General features: G+C 64.3%; 20 protein-coding genes and 2 pseudogenes. 12 read left to right on the forward strand and 10 right to left on the reverse strand.

Annotated elements, in window-relative coordinates:
• Nucleotides 1–244: 244 nt before the first annotated feature.
• Entirely contained in the window at nucleotides 245–1669 is a 1425-nt protein-coding gene (locus tag EAV90_RS23365) for a TAXI family TRAP transporter solute-binding subunit (protein ID WP_122404436.1), read from the forward strand.
• Between the two features lie 124 nt (nucleotides 1670–1793).
• On the opposite strand, the gene EAV90_RS23370 is transcribed toward EAV90_RS23365, so the two are convergent.
• The 4 genes from EAV90_RS23370 to EAV90_RS23385 all read right to left on the reverse strand — a co-directional run bounded on the left by EAV90_RS23370 (nucleotide 1794) and on the right by EAV90_RS23385 (nucleotide 4895).
• Complete coding sequence (locus EAV90_RS23370) at nucleotides 1794–2174, reverse strand: avidin/streptavidin family protein (RefSeq protein WP_245162671.1); 381 nt, start codon at nucleotides 2172–2174, stop codon at nucleotides 1794–1796.
• A gap of 10 nt (nucleotides 2175–2184) precedes the next feature.
• Nucleotides 2185–3705, reverse strand: coding sequence for a CYTH and CHAD domain-containing protein (locus EAV90_RS23375; protein WP_122404435.1), 1521 nt, complete (start codon nucleotides 3703–3705; stop codon nucleotides 2185–2187).
• Nucleotides 3706–3961: 256 nt separating this feature from the next.
• Nucleotides 3962–4231 carry an HGGxSTG domain-containing protein gene (locus tag EAV90_RS23380; RefSeq protein WP_122404434.1) on the reverse strand — a complete coding sequence of 90 codons (270 nt, stop codon included), beginning with the start codon at nucleotides 4229–4231 and terminating at the stop codon, nucleotides 3962–3964.
• Between the two features lie 13 nt (nucleotides 4232–4244).
• Complete coding sequence (locus EAV90_RS23385) at nucleotides 4245–4895, reverse strand: hypothetical protein (RefSeq protein ID WP_245509590.1); 651 nt, start codon at nucleotides 4893–4895, stop codon at nucleotides 4245–4247.
• Between the two features lie 419 nt (nucleotides 4896–5314).
• Here EAV90_RS23385 and EAV90_RS23390 point away from each other — a divergent pair, with 419 nt between their 5' ends.
• The gene (locus EAV90_RS23390; RefSeq protein WP_122404433.1) at nucleotides 5315–6298 is read left to right on the forward strand and encodes a Bug family tripartite tricarboxylate transporter substrate binding protein; all 984 of its coding nucleotides are present in this window, start codon (nucleotides 5315–5317) and stop codon (nucleotides 6296–6298) included.
• A 35-nt stretch (nucleotides 6299–6333) separates the two neighbouring features.
• On the opposite strand, the gene EAV90_RS23395 is transcribed toward EAV90_RS23390, so the two are convergent.
• Nucleotides 6334–6795 carry an NUDIX hydrolase gene (locus tag EAV90_RS23395; protein ID WP_122404432.1) on the reverse strand — a complete coding sequence of 154 codons (462 nt, stop codon included), beginning with the start codon at nucleotides 6793–6795 and terminating at the stop codon, nucleotides 6334–6336.
• Nucleotides 6796–6894: 99 nt separating this feature from the next.
• Here EAV90_RS23395 and EAV90_RS23400 point away from each other — a divergent pair, with 99 nt between their 5' ends.
• The gene (locus EAV90_RS23400; protein ID WP_122404431.1) at nucleotides 6895–7962 is read left to right on the forward strand and encodes a DUF1236 domain-containing protein; all 1068 of its coding nucleotides are present in this window, start codon (nucleotides 6895–6897) and stop codon (nucleotides 7960–7962) included.
• 82 nt (nucleotides 7963–8044) lie between these two features.
• Here the strand turns inward: EAV90_RS23400 and EAV90_RS41770 are convergent.
• From EAV90_RS41770 to EAV90_RS23415, 3 genes and pseudogenes are all read right to left on the reverse strand, one after another.
• A pseudogene (locus EAV90_RS41770) lies at nucleotides 8045–8197 on the reverse strand (transglycosylase SLT domain-containing protein); the annotation flags it as partial.
• 9 nt (nucleotides 8198–8206) lie between these two features.
• The gene (locus EAV90_RS23410; RefSeq protein ID WP_122404430.1) at nucleotides 8207–9064 is read right to left on the reverse strand and encodes a VOC family protein; all 858 of its coding nucleotides are present in this window, start codon (nucleotides 9062–9064) and stop codon (nucleotides 8207–8209) included.
• A 144-nt stretch (nucleotides 9065–9208) separates the two neighbouring features.
• Entirely contained in the window at nucleotides 9209–10399 is a 1191-nt protein-coding gene (locus EAV90_RS23415; RefSeq protein ID WP_122404429.1) for a urate hydroxylase PuuD, read from the reverse strand.
• Between the two features lie 230 nt (nucleotides 10400–10629).
• Between EAV90_RS23415 and EAV90_RS23420 the strand changes: the two genes are divergently transcribed.
• Nucleotides 10630–11967, forward strand: a complete 1338-nt coding sequence (locus EAV90_RS23420) for a PQQ-dependent sugar dehydrogenase (RefSeq protein ID WP_122404428.1) — start codon at nucleotides 10630–10632, stop codon at nucleotides 11965–11967.
• Nucleotides 11968–12017: 50 nt separating this feature from the next.
• On the opposite strand, the gene EAV90_RS23425 is transcribed toward EAV90_RS23420, so the two are convergent.
• Complete coding sequence (locus tag EAV90_RS23425; RefSeq protein WP_122404427.1) at nucleotides 12018–12818, reverse strand: SDR family NAD(P)-dependent oxidoreductase; 801 nt, start codon at nucleotides 12816–12818, stop codon at nucleotides 12018–12020.
• Between the two features lie 242 nt (nucleotides 12819–13060).
• Between EAV90_RS23425 and EAV90_RS23430 the strand changes: the two genes are divergently transcribed.
• From EAV90_RS23430 to cyoD, 4 genes are read left to right on the forward strand one after another with little or no spacing between them, the layout of a single operon-like run.
• The gene (locus EAV90_RS23430) at nucleotides 13061–13894 is read left to right on the forward strand and encodes a cytochrome ubiquinol oxidase subunit II family protein (RefSeq protein ID WP_122404426.1); all 834 of its coding nucleotides are present in this window, start codon (nucleotides 13061–13063) and stop codon (nucleotides 13892–13894) included.
• Nucleotides 13884–15884, forward strand: a complete 2001-nt coding sequence (gene cyoB / locus EAV90_RS23435; protein ID WP_129144809.1) for a cytochrome o ubiquinol oxidase subunit I — start codon at nucleotides 13884–13886, stop codon at nucleotides 15882–15884. The genes EAV90_RS23430 and cyoB overlap by 11 nt, the downstream gene beginning before the upstream one ends.
• Nucleotides 15884–16525 carry a cytochrome (ubi)quinol oxidase subunit III gene (locus EAV90_RS23440; RefSeq protein WP_122404425.1) on the forward strand — a complete coding sequence of 214 codons (642 nt, stop codon included), beginning with the start codon at nucleotides 15884–15886 and terminating at the stop codon, nucleotides 16523–16525. Before cyoB ends, EAV90_RS23440 begins: the two co-directional genes overlap by 1 nt.
• Nucleotides 16522–16908, forward strand: a complete 387-nt coding sequence (gene cyoD, locus EAV90_RS23445) for a cytochrome o ubiquinol oxidase subunit IV (protein WP_122404424.1) — start codon at nucleotides 16522–16524, stop codon at nucleotides 16906–16908. Before EAV90_RS23440 ends, cyoD begins: the two co-directional genes overlap by 4 nt.
• A 328-nt stretch (nucleotides 16909–17236) precedes the next feature.
• On the opposite strand, the gene EAV90_RS23450 is transcribed toward cyoD, so the two are convergent.
• Nucleotides 17237–18025 carry a thermonuclease family protein gene (locus EAV90_RS23450; RefSeq protein WP_122404423.1) on the reverse strand — a complete coding sequence of 263 codons (789 nt, stop codon included), beginning with the start codon at nucleotides 18023–18025 and terminating at the stop codon, nucleotides 17237–17239.
• 200 nt (nucleotides 18026–18225) lie between these two features.
• Between EAV90_RS23450 and EAV90_RS23455 the strand changes: the two genes are divergently transcribed.
• From EAV90_RS23455 to EAV90_RS23470, 4 genes and pseudogenes are all read left to right on the forward strand, one after another.
• On the forward strand, nucleotides 18226–19824 hold the full coding sequence (locus tag EAV90_RS23455) for a GMC family oxidoreductase (protein ID WP_129144805.1): 1599 nt from the start codon (nucleotides 18226–18228) through the stop codon (nucleotides 19822–19824).
• A 210-nt stretch (nucleotides 19825–20034) separates the two neighbouring features.
• A complete protein-coding gene (locus EAV90_RS23460) occupies nucleotides 20035–20487 on the forward strand; it encodes a hypothetical protein (RefSeq protein ID WP_122404421.1) in 453 nt (150 codons plus the stop codon).
• 93 nt (nucleotides 20488–20580) lie between these two features.
• Nucleotides 20581–21600 (forward strand): S1C family serine protease, encoded by a 1020-nt coding sequence (locus EAV90_RS23465; RefSeq protein WP_122404420.1) that lies wholly within the window; start codon nucleotides 20581–20583, stop codon nucleotides 21598–21600.
• Between the two features lie 61 nt (nucleotides 21601–21661).
• Nucleotides 21662–21829, forward strand: a pseudogene (locus tag EAV90_RS23470) (IS701 family transposase); the annotation flags it as partial.

Below are 21829 nucleotides of genomic sequence, written 5' to 3' on the forward strand. Positions count from 1 at the left end.
CAATGGCGGCAGCGGGAACCCCCTCATTCCGGAATGTGGCTTCTCCGGATACCGCGAACGACCAACGGCAAGCAGCCGCAATCAGCCTGCACTGCCGATGCCCGCGGGCCTCACCGACGACGCGCCGACAGACTCATTCAGGCCTCTGCCGGTTGTGAACCAGGATGGCCGTCAGGACGTTATGTTCGGGAAAGCGTGGCACCCTGCCAGGCAGGAAGCGCTGTGATCCGCAGTGGCGGCGGCAATGTCTTCGTCCGAGAGTTCTAGTCAGACGCACAGTGACGCGGGCCGTCGAGCGCGGAGAAGGAGCAATTCCTTACTGCTGGTTCTTGCGATTGGATTCCTTGTTTTTGGCGCCGCAACGGGTGCGCTCTACTATGCATTGCGACCCTACAGCCTCAAGATCGCGGTTGGGCCGCCGGGCAGCGATGATTACAAAGTCATTCAGGCGATGGCCGACGTCTTCGGCGGTGAAAGCCGCACTGTCAGGCTGTCGCCGATCAAAACCGAAGGGGCGGTCGAGTCCCTCGCCCTGCTTGGGGCTGGCAAGGCAGACCTTGCGATCGGCCGGGCCGATCTGGAAATGCCCGCCGAGGCGCAGACCGTCGCCGTCTTGCGCAAGAACTTCGTTGTGCTGTGGGCGCCGGCTGGACCTGCAAGCAAGAATCCAAAAACAAAGCGCGCGCCGAGAATCAAGGAGGTTGCCGATCTCACAGCGCGCCATGTCGGCATCATCGGGCGGACCCCGGCGAATGCCGCGTTGCTGCGGGTCATCCTGAGCGCCTCCGGGGCGGAGGCGGACAAGGTTGCGGTGACCCACTTTGGCACGGACCAGATCGAGGAGCTGGCGCGCGATCCGAGCCTCGATGCCTTCATGGCGGTCGGGCCGCTCGATAGCAGGATCACGTCGGATGCTGTCGCTGCGACAGCGCGCACAAGAGGCGAGCCGAAGTTTCTCGCCGTCGAGACATCGGAGGCAATCGCCCTGAAGCATCCCCGGTATGAATCCGAGGAAATACCGCCCGGCGTCTTCGATCCAGCTTGGCCGGATGACAAGGTTGAGACGGTCAGCGTCAGCCATCTCATCGTAGCAAGAAAGAGCCTGTCCGAAACGACCGTTGCTGCCTTCTTCCGGCAGCTTTTTACCGTGCGTCAGGCCATCGCGAGGCATGTACCTGGCGCCGCCCACATCATCAAGCCAGACCTCGAGAAGGACACCGAGCTGCCGGTCCATCGGGGAGCGGCAGCCGTCATCGACGGCAACGAACGCACCTTTCTCGACCGCTATGGCGATTATTTCTGGTTCGGCCTGCTGCTCCTGTCCGGAATCGGCTCGGCAGTCGCGTGGTTGCGTCGCTATTTGAACCGCGACGAACGAGAGGACAACACCAGCCATCGCAAGAGAATCCTGGCCATGGTTTCCAGCGCGCGCACGGCGGAATCCAACCAGGAACTTGTTGCACTCCAGCGTGAGGCCGACGCAATCATCCGCGAGACACTCGAGTGCTACGATGACGGGGCTGTCGAAGAAGAGGAGCTCGCGGCATTCGGGCTGGTGCTCGAGCTGTTGAGCAGCGCCATCGCGGAGAGGCGGGCGGCATTACAACGTGTCAGCTTCGAAACCGTTCGCGGCGCGGTAGCCGGCCAGGGCGTGACGCCACGCGGATGAGGACGCCATCTGAACCTGCCGTAGCTGGCCCCGCGTGCTCTGCCGTGCCTCGTCAAGTGCGAGACCTGACATTTGGGGCACCGTTGGCTTGTCGGCAGTGATCCTCGGCTCGGGGAGCTGAGTGCTAGCTCCGCTCGAACGTATCGACATTCGTTGTCACGGCGCGCCACCAGTTCACTGGCTTCAGCCTTGCCGGCTCGCCTTCCCTGGACGCGCTCAAGGCCTGGTCTGCAATCACGAACCAGGCAGTCTCTATTTTTCCGTGACGCAGCAGTCCGGTGTAGGAGACGGCGCGGTCCCCCGTCACGGACGAGCCCACCGCGACGAAGGCAATGCAATTGCCTCTGTGAAACCCGGTGACGGGCACCGCCTGCCCGAAAAAGCCGCTGTCATCGAGTGCGGTCTCGAAATTCCCCTCGATGCGGCCGTTCGCGTCGTCCGTGATGCGCAAGATCGAGCCGAATTGATTTCGCCAATTGCCGACCCAGGCGATGTCGCTTGCCATGCCGGTTCTCCTACGCTCGGTCATTCGGCACGACGCGCAGTTTGCGCAGCCGATGCAATTCCGTTGCAGCGTCCTTCATCAGGCCATCGGCCGTCTCGCGTTCATGGCCGACGATGACGCCTGACGCGAAAGCCTGAGCACGGCGGTGCGCAGGTGGCGCGGTCAGCGCAGCCTCGGTTGCCAGTTCGCGGTGGGCCATGAAGTCGTTGAGCGATCCCAGGGCGGATTGAATTTGCTTCAGCCGGTCGGACAGGTCTGCGAGCTCCTTCTGGTCGGTATCGCTGTAAAGGCTTTCGAAGAAATCGACGGCATAGCGAATCTTCTTGATCTTGATCCGTAGCTTGTGGCGCTGCATCGGATCGAGATCGTTCAGGTGCTTGCCCTCCTTGCGCGCCTTCCGGATACGCCGATCGAGCACCTGCGCGGCATAAGCGGCGATCGAGCGGTCATCCTTGACGCGAGACCGTCCAGCCTCGATCCATTCGATCACGTCGATGAGCAGGCGGCGATAACGTGCCGACGCAACCGCATCGCGGGCACGCCTGAATGCCGCCTGCCGCTCGCCGGAGAACTTCACGCGGAGCGCGCGAGCGCCGCGTCGCGGAACGTCCTTCTCGGTGATCGGCTCGATGCTCTCCGTCAGAAACACGTCGATCTCGCGCGCCGGCGCCAGTTCGCCCGTGAGCCATTTCAGCTCGGCCTTGATCCGCGCAGTGCTCGCCCGAGGCAGGATGTCGGAGAACAGCGAGATCGCCGCCCGCAAGCGGCGCAGGCCGACCCGCATCTGATGAACACCTTCGGCGTCCATGTCACGCACCGGATCGGCGTTGGCCGTGATCTGACGCAGCGTCGAATGTGCGATGACGCGGAACGCATCCCGCGGCGGGAGTTCCGGCTTCAGCTCGATCGGCTCGGCGTGTTGCGCACCGCCGCCGTTGCCTGCGACCAGCTGGAAGCCTCGCTCGCATTTCGAGCGAAGATCGAGCTCGGCCCCCGTGCTGCGTTCGAGCTTGCGCGCCAGTCGGAACAGATCTGCAGCGCGTCCGGACTTCAATTCCAGCTCCAGCTCGGACACAGGTCGCGACCTCCGCCCGGCGCTGATCCGGCCTTGATCGACGGCAAGCTCGATCTCGCTGTTCCGGACCCGTTTCGCTCGCGCCTTGCGATGAATGTTGGTCTGGAACACCGGCTTCAGCTTGCGAGGGAGTTTGCCGGTCGCGAGCTGTCGCAGAGGCGTCTTCCTGGTCTTCTTCAGGTCAGGGCTTGCACCGGAGATCTCGCGCTCCCATTCGCCGCGCGTCACTCCGCCCGTGCCGCCCGCCTTCACGGTTTGCACGTAGCGCCCTTCGACCTTCCGGACCCGCAGCGTCAAGCCATGGCGCCTGAGCTTGTGCTTGTTCGTATCGAAGTAGGTCGACACGAGCGTCTGCCCGGCCTGGTCGCGGCGGTGCCCGTTCAAACCGTTGTTGCGCAAGACCGATGACAATTGTCGCGGCGCAATCCGGAATTTTAGTTCCGTCTCTGCGTTCATGTGGGAGCTCTTTCCGCTGCCGAAGCAAAGCGGCGCAAGGGCGGTAAGTTCCCCTCTTATGCGAGCATTTCAATCCAGCAGTGCCAGAGCTTGCAGGTCATTGAGACTTCACGGAACCGGGTGCGCGCATGGTCGATTGGAGCCGCGATCTTGCAGCCTCGATCGGTGACCGGGCGCGGAGCTGTTTGGCAATTCGCGGGCGCCGCGCCGAGGCGCCTGCCCATGGATCATCCTGGCGCGCAGGTCGCGCCACCACCTACTTCAGCTCATCCAGAACCTTCCATGCGTCCTCCAGCAAAGCCTGCACCTGGTGTCGCTCGGCACTACCATCCTCTGTGAACATTCCGTGTCTGAGCGCATTCCGGTTTCCCTTCGGCGCGCCCGATCTCCGCGCGCCGCCGTGCATGCGGCAGCGTGCCTTGCCTTGCATCGCCGGCGCGCGGCAGGCGGTGCCGTGGCGTGTCCGCGCGCCGCAGCGCGGGCTCGACTGCATTGCATCCGTATGACGGATGTGATCGCTGGTCATGCGCTGGTGCCATTCACACTCCGGGTCCATCGTTTCCGCGGTGGGCATCGCAGCCTGCGCTCGTTCCCGTATCCGCAGCCGTATCCATCGTGCCGGTCTCCGCAACGATCACATTCGCATGCTGCGTGACGTTGCCCACGATCGCCCGTCCGCCGTCCTGCACCGACAGGTTCTGTACCGTGATCGGGCGCTCGTCGCTGTTGCGGTGGCGATTCAGTGCTTCGACCTGGGCGGCGAAGGTGCGGGAGAGCCGGGTCAATGCGCGGGTGACACCCTCCTGCTGTGCAAGATCATCCGTACAGGCGAGGCGACATGCGCAACGCATCGCCGCCACGTGAACCGAGACCATCTGGGAGACCAGCATGGCCTCGATGGAATCTTTCGGCGCGATGCTCCTGATCGTCGAGATCATGAAGGCGAGGTTGGCCTCATCGGGCCTCTGCCCGACCGCGCTGGCCTTGACCAATTGCCTCAGCATGCCCTGCAGCGCGTCGCGGTCGGCGGCGCCGAGCGCCTCGGCCAGCAGCCGCTCGCCGGCCTGCGGGTCGGGATGGCTGATCGCGATGCGCCGCTTGTAGAGTTTGATGCGCGGGCTCACGAGCGGGCCGCTGCGATCGCTTGCCGCGAGCGGCGAGGTGATGTGGCGGGCCGGTGCTGTCGTCATGCTCTGTGTCCTTTGATGGGCAGGCGCGAGCGACCGTCCGCTGTCGCGCGCGAATGCAAATTTCGGGATGCCGATGAAGGGTTTACGCGCAACCGCGTCGGGCGGCCCGTAGTCGGGCAGGCCGGGATGCTCACGATTTTTGCGATGATGCCATCATGCCACTGTTTTGCCCGACGAGTCAAAATGGATTTCGTAAATCCGAAAATTTTCTCGCCCTGCGCAAGTCCTTGTTCCGACAGGGGCCGGCTACTGTGCATGGGGTTGTTTTCGCATTTTTTGTTTGGAAGCGGCGTGCACGTGCCGTGCGGCGGAATGCCGGCGGCCAACCGCGATTGCGAAATCCGGCGCGTCCGCTAATCATGAACGCGTCGCATCGACAAACACGCACAAGCGGCGCCAAGAAGTCCGGGAGAGAACGAATGCAACGAACGGCCCGCCTGCTGGCAGTCATCGCCGGATTATGCGCAGCAGTGCTGGCGACAGATGCCCTCGCGCAGAAATATCCGGTGCGGCCGGTCAAGGTGGTGGTCGGCTTCAGCGCGGGGGGACCGGTCGACGTCGTTGCGCGCATCATCGGCGATCGCCTCGGCAACAAGCTCGGCCAGCCCTTCGTGGTCGAGAACCGCGCCGGCGCCAACGGTATGATCGCCGCCGAAGGCGTCGCGCGTGCGGATGCGGACGGCTACACCATGCTCGCCTGCAACTCGTCGACGATCACGCTCAACAAGACGCTGTTCAAGGAGATCCGCTACGATCCGGAAAAGGATTTCGCGCCGCTCACCACTGTCGTGTCGGCGCCGCTCGTCCTCGTCGTCAATCCCGAGAACCCCAAGACGGCGAACGTCAAATCGGTGGCCGATCTCGTCGCTGCGGCAAAGGCCGCGCCCGGTGCGCTTGCTTACGGCTCCGGCGGCAACGGCAATCTCGCCCATCTCGCCATGGAACTGCTCAGCCAGAAGGCCGGCATCAAGCTGATCCACGTGCCCTATCGCGGCGGCTCGGCCGCCGAGATGGGCATTCTCGCGCAAGAGGTCCTGGCGGTGTTCGATCCGCTCTCGGCCGTGCCGCTGGTCAAGGCCGGCAAGCTGCGCGCGCTGGCAGTGTCGTCGGCCGAGCGGCTGCCGGCGCTACCCGATGTGCCCACCGTCGCGGAAGCCGGTTATCCCGGCTTCGACATCTCGTTCTGGGTCGGCTTCTTCATGCCGAAAGCGACGCCCGCGCCGATCACGGAGATGCTGCACCGGGAGATCGTCGCCGCTGCCAAGGATCCGGCGGTCGAGGAGAAGCTCGGCTCGCAAGGGGTCGTCCGCGTGCTCAGCCAGGCTGACTATGCCGCGAAGATCGCGAAGGAGACCAAGGAGCTTGCCGAGGTGGTGGCGGCGGCGAACATCAAGGCGGAGTAGGGCGCGATCGGCGAGCGCAGGCAAGTACGCCGCGCCTATTCGCCGCCGGTCAGCTGCTCCAGCCGATCGAGCAGCGGACGTTGTCCGGCGTTGATCTTCTCCCGCGCCCCTTCCAGCGTGAACCATTGCGCGCGGTCGACTTCCGGAAAGGCCTGCCGCTTGCCGCTGCGCGGCGGCCATTCCATCTCGAACGTGTTGCTGCGAATGCCGCGCACGTCGATGTCCAGCTCGGCCGCGAAGGCGGTGACGAGCTTGCCGCCGCGCTGCCTGACCTGGCCAAGCGCGATCAGCGGCACGGACAGCTGAAGTCCAAGTTCCTCGGCAAACTCCCGTCGCGCGGCAATCTCTGCGTCTTCTCCGTCCGCGTACTCGCCCTTCGGGATCGACCATGCGCCGAGATCCTTGTTACGCCAGAACGGCCCTCCGGGATGAACGAGGAGCACCTCGACTTTCCCGCGTTTCCGATAGGCGATGATCCCGGCACTCTTCGATGGCATTGCAGGTTCCGTGCAGGTTGGGGGCAGCCTCTTAACTGGAACAGAGCGTCCTAACGTGGGTTAGTAGCCAACGTTCATTTTGATCAAAGGGAGTGAATCATGATCCGCCTGCTGGCAACCACGGCCTTGGGGCTGGTGCTGGCGAATGCCGCTTTTGCGCAATCGCCAGGCACGAACACGACGTCTCAGCAGTCGCCGCAATCACAGTCAAATTCCACCGCGCCATCCACCGCCTCGCCGTCGGGCGCGGCCGATAGGCAGCAGACCACATCGCAACCGCAGCAACCATCGACGTCGGGAACGTCGGCCCAGAATGCGCAGAGCAACACACCATCTCCCGGCTCCTCCAATGCCGCCAACAACCCAAGCCCGACCGCTCCGTCGCAGAGCGGTACGGCAAGCTCCAATGCACCCGGCAACCAACCTGCGACGCAGCAGAGCGCCAACCCGCCGCCGGCGAACACGAACCAGGCCCAGCAGGCTCCCGCTGCATCTGGAACCAACCAGGCCCAGCAGGCGCCGAATGCGCCAGCCAGCAATCAGGCGCAGGGCGAGCGTTCGAGCACCAATTCACAGGCGGCCGCCCAGACCGACGTCAACCTCAACAAGCAGCAGGAGACCAAGATCAGCGCGTCGATCTCGCGCCTGAACGTGCAACCGCTGACCAACGTCAATTTCGCGCTCAATGTCGGCACCGTGGTGCCGCGCGACGTGCACCTCTCGACATTGCCGCCCGACGTCGTCGAGATCGTGCCGCAATATCGCGGCTACAGCTTTGCGCTGGTGAAGGATCAGATCGTCGTGGTCGATCCGGCGACCTACAAGATCGTGACGGTGCTGCCGTATTCGGGGCAGTCCACGGCAACAACGACGACGACCACGCGCGAGCGTAGCGCCAGCAAGTTTTCGGATCGCGATCGCGAAGTGATCCGCAAGCACGCGAAGACTCGCACCGAAGGACGGGGCGAGGCGCGGACCACCGGCAGCACTGCGCGCACGGAGATCCATGTCGGTGACCGCATCCCGGACACTGTCGAGGTCGAGGAATTCCCGAGCACGGTCTATCGGGAGGCGCCTGACCTGCGGGAGTATCGCTACATCCATCGCGACACCCGGACCTATGTCATCGAGCCCAGCGAGCGTCGCGTGATCGAGGAGATCGACTAAGCCCATCGGAAGCCGCTCCATCGAGCGGCTTCTCCATCTCCGCATCAGCTCGCGGAGCGTTCTCGAGCGGCGAAGCGAACGGCGTTTCCGGCATGAATTGCGCGACGCCCGGCGCGCCCGCCGGGCTGACTTCGTTGCAACGAAAGCGGCTCTCCTGCCAGAGCAGGTGCGCGAAGAACGACACCGGAATGCTGCTGGCCTCGGCGGCTTCACGAAGCGCGTGACATAGGCGATCGGCGAACTCTCAGCCGGCAACGAAGGCGAGCAGTGTGCCGTTGGCCTTGGCCGGCGGCACGCAGATTGCAGCTCCGCTCCGCACGGCTGCCGAACCGAGCGCTTTTTCGGTCGCCGCGAGATCGGCGCTAACCAGCACCAGCGCGGCGCCGCCGCGCTCGGAGAGACCTGCGAGCGGCACGCCGGGATAGCGCTTGGCGAGCTGGTCCAGCGTCAGATAGACGAAGTCGGCGCGCTCGCCGCCGGAGGGCACCGTGACCGCGCCGTCCGTCTCGGTCTTTGGCTCGCGGTCGATCAGACGTGCGAGGTGAGCGGCATCCTTGGCCGGCTCCGGCGTTGCTATCAGCGTCTGCTTGATCCGCCTGGCCGCATTGGCGTGGGTCATCAATTCGGGAATCCACACCGTCTCGCGGGTCTTGTGCTCGCAGGCGAAGATGCGCACGCCGCCCGGTGCTTCGGCGGTCGGCCACATGAAGGTGCGGAATTTTGCCGCCGAGACCGTGCCGTTTGGCAACGTCACCGGCCGTTCGAAATCGGTCGGGCCGATCGCCTCCAGGCCCCGTGCACGGATCTCCGCAGCGCCGGCGGCGGAATCGATTGCGGTGAAGGCGATACGCTCGATACCTTCGCCGCGCTTGTCGAGGAAGGCGCGCGCCGGGGCGTTGAGCTCGGTCGCAGCTAGCACGCCGAGCAGCTCCATATAGTCGGGGTCGAACATGATGGTGTAGTTGCCCGTGCCCATATGGACGCTGTGGGTGCCGCGCGGCGACACGGTGAAGCCGAGTTGCCGATAATTGTCGGCAGCCTTGTCGAGGTCCTTCACCATGACCACGGCGTGGTCGATACCGATGATGTTCTTGAGGGCCACTGTTCTTCCCCGATTGCAAACTGACTTTGGGCCGCGCCGGCGGCTGCCGGTCATGTCTACGCCGGATACGCGGCCGAGTCATTTTCAATTCAGCGGCAGTTGCGGAATTTCATTTCCGCGCAGGGCACCCTCGCGCGACGCACGTCAGCGGGCCTGCTCGATGTAGGCGGCGAGGACTGCGCGCTCTTCGCTGGTCATCTCGGTGATGTTGCCGGGCGGCATGGCACTCGACCAGGCGGCCACACGCCCGATCAGGCGGATGTTGCGCTGAATGTGCTCGGGTGCGTCGAGCAGGATGCCTTTCGGGGCGGTGACGATGCCGGCCCAGACCGGCTCGGCCGCGTGGCACATGCTGCAACGGGACATCACGATCTCCTCGACATTGGCGAGCGTCGGCGGCGTCGATAGTGCGCCCGTCTTCACCTCGCGCGGACCGGCGGCGGAGAGGAAGAGGATCGCGATCACGCCGGCCGCCGTCACGCCCCACACCCACCACGGCGATTTGCGCCCGGCATGGCGCTCGTTGAAGAAGTGGCGGATCACCGGCCCCAGCGCCAGGATGATCGCAACGATGATCCAGTTGAAGCGCGTTGCGTAGAGCAGGGGATAGTGGTTGCTGATCATCAGCACGACCACGGGGAGCGTCAGGTAGTTGTTGTGGACCGAGCGTTCCTTGCTGGCCATGCCGAGCTTTGGATCGGGCGCCTGGCCCGCGATGAGGCTGGCAACGATCTTCTTCTGATTCGGGATGATCAGCGCGAAGACATTGGCGACCATGATGGTGCCGATAATCGCGCCGATCTGGTTGAAGGCGCCACGTCCGCTCAGCACATGGGTGAAGGCGTAAGTGAGCGCGACCAGGAACAGATAGCCGCCGATGGCGAAGGGCAGCTCGCGTTGCGCAAGCCCGGTGCGACAGGCGGCCTCATAGAGCAGCCACGCCAGCGCCAGGCTGCAGAAGCTGAACAGGCCGGCCTGGAATGGCGTGAGGTCGAGAATCGACTTGTCGACCAGGAACAGATCGGCCTCGAGATAGTACACCACCACCATCAGCGCGAAGCCGGACAGCCAGGTGGTGTAGGCTTCCCATTTGAACCAGGTCAGCTCGTCCGGCATCTGGTGAGGGGCCACCAGATATTTCATGATCCGGTAGAAGCCGCCGCCATGGACCTGCCAGGCTTCGCCCTGCACGCCGTCAGGCAGCTCGCTTCTGGGCTTGAGGCTGAGATCGAGGGCGATGAAATAGAAGGAACTGCCGATCCAGGCGATCGCAGCCACCACGTGCAGCCAGCGCAGCAGCAGGCTCGCCCATTCCGATATGACGGATCCCCACATGATCTTCCCATCAGTCGCGACATCGGTGCCGCAGCCTTGATGACCGCAACCGGCCGTCGCCGCCCTTACAATGTGTCGCACCGATCAACTGCATTTTCCAGTATGATGGGCCGTGGCTGATGCACATCGTGCGGGCATGAACTGACGTGCGATTCGGCAGGCGTCAGACCTGCTGCAGGCCATTGCCGGTGATCGGCGTTGACGTGCGGGAAAGGCGGGGAATAGACGACGTGAGCCACAGGATATCGTTCGTGACGGTGCTCGCAGGGCTGCTGGTTGCAGTCGCGCTCGGCGCGCAGGCCGAGCCGGTGTTGCAGGGCAAGGACGCCTATGGCGATTGGCGGGCCGACAAGCCCGGCACGGTCAGGCTGATCAGGCCGCAGGATCTGGTCAGGCCCGGCGCCACGCGGTCGGTTGCGAGCTCGTCACGCGTGGTGCCGCGTCCGCCCGAGGCGGCGCTCCAGGTGCCGGCCGGCTTCAAGGTCGAGCTGTTCGCCGAAGGCCTGCGCGCGCCGCGCATCGTGCGGGTTGCGCCGAACGGCGATGTCTTCGTCGCGGAGACGCGGGCGGGCACCATCCGCGTGCTTCGCGCTGGAGAGGGTGGCAAGGTCGCGACCAATGAGGTGTTTGCCAGCGGCCTGCGGCAACCGTTCGGGATTGCCTTCTTTCCGAACGGCGACCATCCGCAATGGGTCTATGTCGCCAACACCGATAGCGTCGTCCGCTTTCCGTATCAGACCGGTGATCTCAAGCCGCGCGGCAAGGCGGAGACGATTGTGGCGAGCCTGCCGCATGATGGCGGCCACTCCACCCGCGATATCGTCTTCACGCCCGACAACAAGCGCATGCTTGTCTCCGTCGGCTCGCTCAGCAACGTCGCCGAGGGCATGGGCACGCCGCCGGGCGGATTGGAGGCGTGGTCGAAGACGCAGCCACTCGGCGCAACGTGGGCCAGCGAGCTCGAGCGTGCCGCGGTGTTGGCCTTCAATCCCGACGGCAAGGAGCGCAAGATCTACGCCACCGGCCTGCGTAACTGCGTCGGCCTAGCAATCCAGCCGCAGACCGGCTTGCCCTGGTGCTCGACCAACGAGCGCGACGGCCTCGGCGACGATCTCGTGCCCGATTACGTGACCAGCGTGAAGGAGGGTGGCTTCTACGGCTGGCCGTGGTTCTATATCGGCGGCAACGAGGACCCCCGCCATGCCGGCGCACGTCCGGATCTCAAGGACAAGGTGACGGTGCCTGATGTGCTGATCCAGCCGCACTCGGCCTCGCTCGGCATGACCTTCTACCAGGGCACTCTGTTTCCATCGGAATACCAGGGCGACGCCTTCGCCGCCGAGCACGGCTCCTGGAACAGGTCGAAGCGCACCGGCTACAAGGTCATCCGCATCAAGATGAAGGATGGCAAGCCGACGGGCGAGTACGAGGATTTCGTCACCGGGTTCGTCGTGAGCGATACCGAAGTGTGGGGCAGGCCGGTCGGCGTTGCCACGGCCAAGGACGGTTCGCTGCTGATCTCGGAGGATGGCAACGGCACGATCTGGCGGGTGACGCATTCGCGATGAGCGAGTTCTCTTCGCCTCTCCGCGCAAGCGGGGAGAGTGTGAAGAAAAACCTACCCCCGTCTCACGCTCGCGCCGCCATCCACCGGCAGTGTCACACCCGTAATGAAGTTCGCCTCGTCGCTTGCCAGGAACAGCGCGGCGTTGGCGACGTCCCATCCGGTGCCCATCTTCCTGCGTAGCGGCACCTTGCTGTCGCGTTCGGCTTCGACCTCGGCGCGGGTCTTGTGCCATTCGCGGGCGCGGGTATCGACAGCCATCGGCGTGTTCATCAGGCCAGGCAGGATGACGTTGGCGCGGATGCCGTATTCGGCGTTCTGGTAGGCGAGCTGTTCGGTGAAGGCGATCATCGCCGACTTGGTCGCCTTGTAGGCGACGTAAGGGTAGGTCGTGATCGCCGCCATCGACGAGATGTTGATGATGGCGCCGCTTCTCTGCGCGCGCATGATCGGGATCACCTCTTTCGCCGCAAGGATGCAGCTCTTCAGATTGATTGCGACGACGCGGTCGAACGCCTCCTCGGTCAGCTGCAGCAGCTCGGCATCGCCACCGGCGAGACTGACGCCGACATTGTTGTGCAGCACGTCGATCCGGCCCCAGCGCGATTGCGCGTCGGCCACCATCGCCTTGATGTCGACAGCTTTGGTCACGTCGGCCTTGAAGGCCGCGGCCGTGCCGTGTTGCGCGGTGATCATGTCCACCGTCTCCTGCGCCGACTCCAGATGGTGGTCGACGCACAACACCTTCGCACCCTCGCGCGCGAAAGTCAGCGCCGTGGCGCGGCCATTGCCCATGCCCTCGCCGGAGCTTTGCCCGGCCCCGACGACGATCGCAACCTTGTCCTTCAAGCGCATCCGGCTCGCTCCCAAGCTTCTCGATTATTTTCGTGCAGGTTAGCAATCGCGCCGATCGGAGAGAAGGGCGTGCGTCTGCGTTCATGTCATTGACATCACATGGAATTGCATGTTGCGGCCGGCGCATCGCGCGTGGCTGACCCCGGTCGTCCAGGAACCGTTCTGAGGCCAGTGCGTTTGCTGCCGGAACTTTTCCGCGTTAGGCTCAGTCCCGGGGCTTCCCAACCGCCAGTGGCTTGCCGATGAATCTGCTCGATCCGCAAGGACCCGTGGCTGCGGCCAACAGCACCATTTTGGTCGATTCCGTCTTCATCATGCTCGTGATCGTGGTGCCGACCATTTTCGCGATCCTGGCTTTTGCGTTCTGGTTTCGCGCCTCGAATCCCAAGGCGCGTTACCAGCCTGAGTTCGTCTATTCCGGCCGCGTCGAAATGGTGGTGTGGTCGATCCCTGCATTGACCGTGATCCTGCTCGGCGGCGTCGCCTGGATCGGCTCGCACCAGCTCGATCCGGCTGCGCCGGTGCCTGGCACCGGCAGCCCGGTGCGGATCCACGCCGTGTCGCTCGACTGGAAGTGGCTCTTCATCTATCCGGACCAGCGCATCGCCACCGTCAACACGTTGACGGTGCCCGCCGGCGCCGAGCTGAACTTCCAGCTGACATCCTCGAGCGTGATGAACACGTTCTTCATCCCGCAGCTCGGCAGCATGATCTACACCATGAACGGCATGGTGACGAAGCTGAACCTGCGCGCCGACAATGAAGGCAAGCTTCAGGGAATGTCGGCGCATTTTTCCGGCGACGGTTTTCCCGACATGATGTTCGACGTCAACGTGATCTCGCCGCTCGCCTTTCCGGAGTGGGTGGCGGCCACCGCGAAGACGGATGCGGTGCTGAACGCAGACAGCTACAAGAGGCTGATGCAGCAGGGCATCGAGAAGGGCCGGCCCGTCTACCGCCTGGACGATCCCCAGCTGTTCGACCTGATCTCGACCCTGCATATTCCGCCGGGACCTGGGCCAGAGCTCGCATCCGAAGCAGGCCGGTCGCACAGCGGAGGCCATGATGCTCGGTAAGCTCGATTGGTCGGCCATTCCGTTCGATCAGCCGATCCCGCTCGTCGCCGGCGCGGTGGTGCTGGTCGCGATCCTCTGCGTCTTGGCGTGGGTCGTGGTGAAGGGACATCTGCCCTATCTCTGGCGCGAATGGATCACCAGCGTCGATCACAAGCGGATCGGCGTCATGTACATCCTGCTGGCGTCCGTGATGCTGCTGCGCGGCGGCAGCGACGCCGTCATGATGCGGATCCAGCAGGCGGTCGCCTACCAGTCGCAGGGCTATCTGCCGCCGGAGCACTACAACCAGATCTTTTCCGCGCACGGCACCATCATGATCTTCTTCGTGGCGATGCCGTTCGTTATCGGGCTGATGAACCTGATCGTGCCGCTCCAGCTCGGCGTGCGCGACGTGGCGTTTCCGACGCTGAATTCGGTCGGCTTCTGGCTGACCGCGACCGGCGCGCTGCTGGTCAACGTCTCGCTCGTGGTCGGCGAGTTCGCACGCACCGGCTGGCTAGCCTTTCCGCCGCTGTCGGAATTGTCCTACTCGCCCGGCGTCGGCGTCGACTATTACGCCTGGTCGCTGCAGATCTCCGGCGTCGGCACGCTGGTGGCCGGCATCAATCTCGTCACGACGGTGCTGAAGCTGCGCACCAGGGGCATGAACTATCTGCGCATGCCGATGTTCTGCTGGACCACGCTTGCCTCGAATCTTCTGATCGTCGCGGCCTTTCCGATCCTCACGGCCACGCTCGCGATGCTGCTGCTCGACCGCTATCTCGGCTTCCACTTCTTCACCAACGAGGCCGGCGGCAACGTCATGATGTTCATGAACCTGATCTGGGCCTGGGGCCATCCCGAGGTCTACATCCTGGTGCTGCCCGCCTTCGGCATCTTCTCCGAGGTGGTCTCGACCTTCTCCGGCAAGGCGCTGTTCGGCTACCGCTCCATGGTGCTGGCGACAATGGCGATCTGCGTCATCTCCTTCATGGTCTGGCTGCATCATTTCTTCACGATGGGGGCGGGGCCCGACGTCAACGCCATCTTCGGCATCGCCAGCATGATCATCGCGGTGCCGACTGGCGTGAAGATCTACAACTGGCTGTTCACGATGTATGGCGGCCGCATCCGCTTTGCGACGCCGATGTTGTGGTCGGTCGGCTTCATGGTCACCTTCATCATCGGCGGCTTGACCGGCGTCCTGGTCGCGGTGCCGCCGGCCGATTTCATGCTCCACAACAGCATGTTCCTGGTCGCCCACTTCCACAACGTCATCATCGGCGGCGTGCTGTTCGGCGCCTTCGCCGGTTTCGAATATTGGTTTCCGAAGGCGTTCGGTTTCCGCCTCGACGAGCGCTGGGGCAAGGCCGCGTTCTGGTTCACCTTTCTCGGCTTCTACGTCACCTTCATGCCGCTCTACATCGTCGGCATGCTCGGTATGACGAGGCGCATGCAGCACTATGACGTCGCGGCCTGGCGGCCCTGGATGATCATCGCCGCGTTCGGCATGGCCGTGCTGACGATCGGCGTGATCTGCCAGATCATGCAGCTCGTGGTCAGCATTCGCGACCGCGAGGCGCTGCGAGATCGCACCGGCGATCCCTGGGACGGGCGCTCGCTGGAATGGGCGACGTGGTCGCCGCCGCCGGTGTTCAATTTCGCCTTCAATCCCGATGTGCGCGGCGAGGACGCCTATTGGGAGATGAAGGCCCATGCCCGGCAGCAATCGTTCGCGCACGAAGAGCGCGAATATGAGGATATCGAGATGCCGCGCAATTCTCCGACCGGCTTCGTCTGCGCGTTCTTCGCCACCATCATGGGCTTCGCGCTGATCTGGCACATCTGGTGGATGGTGATCCTGGGGGGTATCGGCGCATTCGCGACCTTCGTCGTGTTCGCCTGGCGCGACCATGACGAATACGTGATCCCGGCCGAGGAGGTCGCCCGCATCGACCGCGTCAATATCGAGGAGCGGCGCAGCCTCGTCAGCATGGCGGGGTCAGTCTGATGGCGATGACCGCGACCGCCGACCATGTCCATGCCGATCCCCATCACATCGGGCGCGTCATCGAGCATCCCGGGCCCGCGCCGAAGCGGATCGTGACTGCCTATGGTTTCTGGATATTCCTGCTCTCCGACATCGTGATGTTCTCCTGCTTCTTCGCAGCCTACGCCGTGCTGTCCGGCCAGACCGCGGGCGGCCCGAGGGGCTCCGAGATCTTCGAGCAGCGGAACGTCGCGATCGAGACGGTCTGCCTGTTGCTGTCGAGCTTCACTTGCGGCATGGCCAGCATTGCCGCCGACGTGCGCAACCGGTTCTGGTTCTATCTCGGCATGGCCGTGACCTGCGTGCTCGGCCTCATATTCCTGGCCATCGAGTTCCGCGAATTCGCCGACCTTGTCGCCCGTGGCTACGGCCCGTCGCGCAGTGCGTTCCTGACCGCGTTCTTCTCGCTGGTCGGGTGCCACGGCCTGCATGTTTCTGCCGGCATCTTGTGGCTCCTCACCATGATGGCCCAGGTGTTCGCAAAGGGCTTTCGCGCCGACATCTTGCGGCGGATGATGTGCTTTGCGTTGTTCTGGCACGCGCTCGACATCATCTGGGTCGCGGTGTTTTCCGTCGTTTACCTGCTCGGGAGTGCGCCATGAGCGACGAGACGCATCTGACCGCTCACCACGATCTCGCTCCGGGCGAGGAAGAGCAACACAGTGTCGGCGAGCGGATCCTGGGCTATGTCGTCGGTCTGGGTCTGGCGCTGCTGCTGACGGCGACGTCGTTCTTCATCGCCGGCACGGACCTGGTCTGGCAACCCTCGATTCCCGTCGCGCTGATCGTGCTCGCGATCGCGCAGATGGGCGTGCACCTCGTGTTCTTCCTGCACATCACCACCGGCCCCGACAACACCAACAACGTGCTGGCGCTTGCCTTCGGACTGCTGATCGTCTTCCTGGTGGTGGGCGGTACGGTCTGGATCATGTCGCATCTGAATGCGAACATGCCGCCGATGGATCAGATCATGCGGATGCAGTGATGGCACCGAACAATCGTAGCGGGGCGTCACCAGAACATCTTTTTTGAACGCTGACGTTTCTGCATCGGCATGGCCGGGACAAGCCCGGGCATGACAGGTTCGGTTTGGAGCGACGCACAAAAAAGAAGAGCCGCTTGCGGTGACAAGCGGCCCAAGTCTAGGGAGGAAACGCCCGAGCAAGGCAATCGGGCCCAAGCCGGATTGCTGCCGAGGAAACGCTCGCGCAAGGCGCTTGCGTACACTTATAAGTGCAGCAACTGCCGATGAAGTTCAATTCCGGATCAATACGGTCTCGGACTACCACTCACGGATGCGTGAACCAACTCGCTCATTTCGGCCGGCGGCAATTGTAGGCCTTGCGGAAGCCGGCGGCCTGGGCGTCGTCCTCCGAGCAGAACCAGCGGTCGGGCTTGGTGGTCGCCGGATAGCTCGGGCAGCCGCGCAGATGATAGATGCCGATATTGCCGGTGACGCGGGCGCGCACCGCTAGCTTGCCCTTGATGCTGCAGCTGGGCGGCATGGTCAGCTCCTCCGGAAACAGCACGGCGCGAATCTCCTTGTCGCGGTCGCGCCGGCAGGCGGCGCCGAGGAGCGCGCCGTCCTTCTTGCCGCTACGGAAGTCTTGCGGCGCAACAAAGCAGCCCTTCCAGATACCAACCGCCGCCGTCTTGGCCTCGGCGGCTGCCGGCTTGACGTTGGCCTTGATAGGCTCGCGCGCGAGGGCAAAGCCGAGCTTGATCAGCTGCTCGTTCAAGCTGGCCTTGTCGCCTTCGGCCGTGCAGATGGCGCGGTGCCGCTTGCCGAAACTCTTCTCCGGGCCGACATCGTCGCAGCGCACCGTCCGTTTGTTGATCAGCTTCGCCAGCTGGTCGCGGGCCTCGATGCCGCAGGTCCAGGAATCGGCGTGATCGTCGATACAGACCTGATCCAGCTCGGGCGCGTCGACGCCGTCGAGCCGGTAGGTGACGTCGCCGAGCTGGATCGAGTTGCCGTCACGGACAGTCGCGGCGCCGGTCAGCGCGGCGACTGGTCCGGACGAGGCCAGAAAACCGGACAAGGCGAACAACGAAACGAGCGCAAAAGCGCGGGCGGCGGCAAAGAAATTTCGGGAGGACATACGGTCTCGCTATCGATGGCTCGTGCGCCCTGTTCCTAGCATCCGGATTTGGCGTTACCAATGGTCTGCGCCCTGCGAAGTGCGACATTCCGGCCTCGCGGCTTTACTCGGCCGTCGCTCTGACCCTATCGTTTGCCGGCCTCGCTGAGCGCGAATGGCCGAATCGCCCGGGAAGCGGCGAGGGGGAGGAAAAGGCTGCGATGAAAGACCCCGTGGACGTCCTGATCATCGGCGCCGGCGCTTCCGGCGCAGCGGTGGCGTGGTCGCTGGCCGAAACCAAGATGCACATTCTCTGCCTGGAGCAGGGCGGCTGGATGAACCCGGCGGAATATCCCAGCACGGGCCGCGACTGGGAGGCCAAGTTCTACGGCGAATGGTCGTCGAGCCCGAACGTCCGCGGCCGGCCCGAGGACTATCCCGTCAACGACGACAACTCCCCGATCAAGGTCGTGAACTACAACGCGGTCGGCGGCTCGACGGTGATGTACACCGCGCATTGGCCGCGGCTGCACCCTTCCGATTTCAAGGTGAAGACGCTCGACGGCGTCGCCGACGACTGGCCGATCGACTACGACACGCTGACCCCGTTCTTCGAAGAGAACGACCGCATGATGGGCACGTCCGGCCTATCAGGCGATCCGCTGTCGCCGCTGACGCATCCGCCGATGCCGCAGCAGCCGCTCGGATTGTCCGGCGCCATCATCGGCAAGGCCATGAACAAGCTCGGCTGGCACTGGTGGCCGTCGGATACCACGGTCGCGACGATGGACTATGAGGGCCGGGCGCGCTGCATCAATCTCGGCCATTGCACGCCGGCCTGCGCGCAGGGCGCCAAGGCCTCGACCGACATTACCTACTGGCCGCACGCGATCCGCGCCGGCGTCGAGCTGCGCACCCATTGCCGGGTGCGTGAGATCACCACCGACGAGAATGGCATGGCCTCGGGCGTGGTGTATTACGACAAGGACGGCATCGAGCAGTTTCAGCCCGCGCATGTCGTCATCATCGCCTGCAACGGTGTCGGCACGCCGCGCCTGCTGCTGAACTCGGCCTCGGGGCGATTCCCGAACGGACTTGCCAATTCGTCCGGCCTCGTCGGCAAGAATCTGATGTTCCATCCCTATGCGCAGATCTACGGCTATGTGAAGGAGCCGACCGATTCCAACCGTGCGCCGCCGACCTGTTTGTGGAGCAAGCAGTGGTACGACACGGACCTGTCGCGCGGTTTCGTGCGCGGCTATGGCGTGCAGTTCGTGCGCGGCGCAGGGCCGGTGTTCGAGGCCGTGGTCAGCGAGCAGAAGGGCATTCTGCCCTGGGGCGCCGATCATCACCGCGTCTTCCGCAAGCTCAACGGTCATCGTTTGGGTTTCTCCGCGATCTGCGAGGACCTGCCGGAGGAGCACAATCGCGTCACGCTCGATCCGGTGCTGAAGGACAGTCACGGCATTCCCGCGCCGAAGGTCGACTACACCATCAGCGAGAACAGCCGGAAGATGATGGAGCATGCGCTGGCGCGTGGCCGCGAGTTTCTCGATACGGCAGGAGCGAGCGACATCTGCGTCAATTCGCCGATCCCGTGGGGCGGCTGGCACCTGCTCGGCACCGCGCGCATGGGTACCGACCCCGAGCGCTCCGTCGTCAACGAATGGGGCCGCTCGCACGACGTGAAGAACCTCTTCATCGTCGACGGCAGCATTTTCGTCACTTCGGGCGGCGTGAACCCGACCTCCACCATCCAGGCGCTCGCGCTCTACATCGCCGACCAGATGAAGCAGCGCTTGGCTAGTTTATTTGATTGATGCGCGTGATGGATGCACCGAACCCGCCACGAACTCGCTGCACCTCTGCCGCCTGCGGGAGAGGTCGACGCGCTCGAAGAGCGCGGCGGGTGAGGGCTCTCTCCCCTGGGGGAGTCCCTCTGCGGAGACACCCTCTGCCCGACCCTGCCCCGCAAGCGGGGGAGGGAGCGCACCGTCTTCGTGGCGGGAATGAACCAACGAGAGCACGCCATGTCTGATCAACAACTCACCCTCACGCCTCGGCAGCGCGATGACCTCCGCACCATCGCGGCGATGATCATTCCTGCCAGCGACGAGTACAAGGTGCCCGGCGCCGACGATCCCGCGATCCAGGCCGACATCCTCGCAACGCTCGGCCGCGACACCAAACTGGTGGTGGCGGCGCTGGACCATCTGGCGCGGCTGGCCGGCATGCCCTTGGCCGACCTCGAGCCCGTCGCGCGCGCCGGTGTCGCCCAGAAGTTCCGCATCTCCGGCGGCATCGCCGCTGCAACGCTCGTCCGCGTGGTCCTGCAATGCTATTACCGCGACGACCGCGTGCTGCGCTCGCTGGGGCTGGAGCTGCGCGCGCCGTTTCCCAGGGGGCACGTGCTCCCGGATGGGGACTGGTCGCTGCTCGACCCGGTCAAGGCGAGGGGAGGCACGCTGCGACGCGCGCCCTAGCCATCTTGGCAGGTCCAGCCCTGCGCCCCGGCCGGGCCACTTGCGCTGGCGGGAACAGGCCACCATCTGTGTGAGCCTTCAAGGACTCTTGCCATGCTGGATTTCACCTCAGATATCGCCGATGACGCAGCGTCATCGCGAAGGACGGCGGCTACCCCGGTCGATGACCGGGCGCTGCTGGACGCCTATTCCAATGCCGTGATCGATGTGACCGACCGCGTCGGCCCTGCGGTCGTGCGGGTCGAGACCGGGCCGAAGGTGCCGAACGGCCGCGAGCGCGGCGGGCTGGGCTCCGGCATCGTGATCTCGCCGGATGGTCTTGTCCTCACCAACAGCCATGTGGTCGGCTCCTCCAAGGAGATCCGGCTGCGCGACGTCGAGGGCCATGTCGGCGATGCTCAGGTGCTTGGTGTCGATCCCGACACCGACCTTGCGTTGCTGCGCGCCAACGGCGTGCGCGACTTGCCTTACGCCGCGCTCGGCAACTCCAAGATCTTGCGGCGCGGCCAGCTCGTGATCGCAATCGGCAATCCGCTCGGCTTCGAATCGACCGTGACCGCCGGGGTCGTCTCGGCGCTCGGGCGCTCGATCCGCTCGGTCAGCGGGCGTACCATCGAGGACGTGATCCAGACCGATGCCGCACTCAATCCCGGCAATTCCGGCGGCCCGCTGGTGTCGTCGAATGCCGAGGTGATCGGCATCAACACCGCCATCATCAATGGCGCGCAAGGAATCTGCTTTGCGGTCGCCAGCAATACCGCGCAATTCGTGCTGTCGGAGATCATCCGCCACGGCTATGTCCGCCGCGCCTATATCGGCGTCGCCGGGCAGACCGCGCCGATCCCGCGGCGGCATGCCGTGCTGGCCGGGGTCGAGAACAAGATGGGCGCGCTTCTGATGCAGATCGAGCCTGATGGACCTGCGGCGAAGGCCGGCCTGCTCCCCGGCGATGTCGTGATCAGGCTCGACGGCGTCGAGATCAACGGCGTCGATGACCTGATCCGCGTGCTCGACCGCGACCGCATCGGCCGCCGTCTGGCCATGGACGTGCTGCGGCTCGGCCGCCTGCGGGCGATCGATATCGATCCGATCGAACGCAAGCCTGCGCGCTAGCACTACTTTGGCAGATTGTTGATTTTGGCGCGTTTTATAGGATTCCCGAATCAATTTTTCAATGATTCATGGGTGGTCGGCTCTTGGAGGGCTGACCATGCTGGGATGGGAAGACGAACTCGAACGCTGGCTGATGCCGTTCTTGGACCGACTGGGTCATAAGACCCGGCAGCGGATGTGTCCTCTGTATGTTGCGGGATTGATCGGTCCCGGCGATCGTAAGAGCGTT

Source organism: Bradyrhizobium vignae (assembly GCF_004114425.1).
Classification (GTDB): Bacteria; Pseudomonadota; Alphaproteobacteria; order Rhizobiales; family Xanthobacteraceae; genus Bradyrhizobium; species Bradyrhizobium vignae.

Excerpts from the sequence above, each read along its gene's own strand:
- EAV90_RS23365 (WP_122404436.1), top strand. The coding sequence starts at position 245 with ATGTCTTCGTCCGAGAGTTCTAGTCAGACGCACAGTGACGCGGGCCGT.
- EAV90_RS23370 (WP_245162671.1), bottom strand. The coding sequence starts at position 2,174 with ATGGCAAGCGACATCGCCTGGGTCGGCAATTGGCGAAATCAATTCGGC.
- EAV90_RS23375 (WP_122404435.1), bottom strand. The coding sequence starts at position 3,705 with ATGAACGCAGAGACGGAACTAAAATTCCGGATTGCGCCGCGACAATTG.
- EAV90_RS23380 (WP_122404434.1), bottom strand. The coding sequence starts at position 4,231 with ATGACCAGCGATCACATCCGTCATACGGATGCAATGCAGTCGAGCCCG.
- EAV90_RS23385 (WP_245509590.1), bottom strand. The coding sequence starts at position 4,895 with ATGACGACAGCACCGGCCCGCCACATCACCTCGCCGCTCGCGGCAAGC.
- EAV90_RS23390 (WP_122404433.1), top strand. The coding sequence starts at position 5,315 with ATGCAACGAACGGCCCGCCTGCTGGCAGTCATCGCCGGATTATGCGCA.
- EAV90_RS23395 (WP_122404432.1), bottom strand. The coding sequence starts at position 6,795 with ATGCCATCGAAGAGTGCCGGGATCATCGCCTATCGGAAACGCGGGAAA.
- EAV90_RS23400 (WP_122404431.1), top strand. The coding sequence starts at position 6,895 with ATGATCCGCCTGCTGGCAACCACGGCCTTGGGGCTGGTGCTGGCGAAT.
- EAV90_RS23415 (WP_122404429.1), bottom strand. The coding sequence starts at position 10,399 with ATGTGGGGATCCGTCATATCGGAATGGGCGAGCCTGCTGCTGCGCTGG.
- EAV90_RS23425 (WP_122404427.1), bottom strand. The coding sequence starts at position 12,818 with ATGCGCTTGAAGGACAAGGTTGCGATCGTCGTCGGGGCCGGGCAAAGC.
- EAV90_RS23430 (WP_122404426.1), top strand. The coding sequence starts at position 13,061 with ATGAATCTGCTCGATCCGCAAGGACCCGTGGCTGCGGCCAACAGCACC.
- cyoB (WP_129144809.1), top strand. The coding sequence starts at position 13,884 with ATGCTCGGTAAGCTCGATTGGTCGGCCATTCCGTTCGATCAGCCGATC.
- EAV90_RS23440 (WP_122404425.1), top strand. The coding sequence starts at position 15,884 with ATGGCGATGACCGCGACCGCCGACCATGTCCATGCCGATCCCCATCAC.
- cyoD (WP_122404424.1), top strand. The coding sequence starts at position 16,522 with ATGAGCGACGAGACGCATCTGACCGCTCACCACGATCTCGCTCCGGGC.
- EAV90_RS23450 (WP_122404423.1), bottom strand. The coding sequence starts at position 18,025 with ATGTCCTCCCGAAATTTCTTTGCCGCCGCCCGCGCTTTTGCGCTCGTT.
- EAV90_RS23455 (WP_129144805.1), top strand. The coding sequence starts at position 18,226 with ATGAAAGACCCCGTGGACGTCCTGATCATCGGCGCCGGCGCTTCCGGC.
- EAV90_RS23460 (WP_122404421.1), top strand. The coding sequence starts at position 20,035 with ATGTCTGATCAACAACTCACCCTCACGCCTCGGCAGCGCGATGACCTC.
- EAV90_RS23465 (WP_122404420.1), top strand. The coding sequence starts at position 20,581 with ATGCTGGATTTCACCTCAGATATCGCCGATGACGCAGCGTCATCGCGA.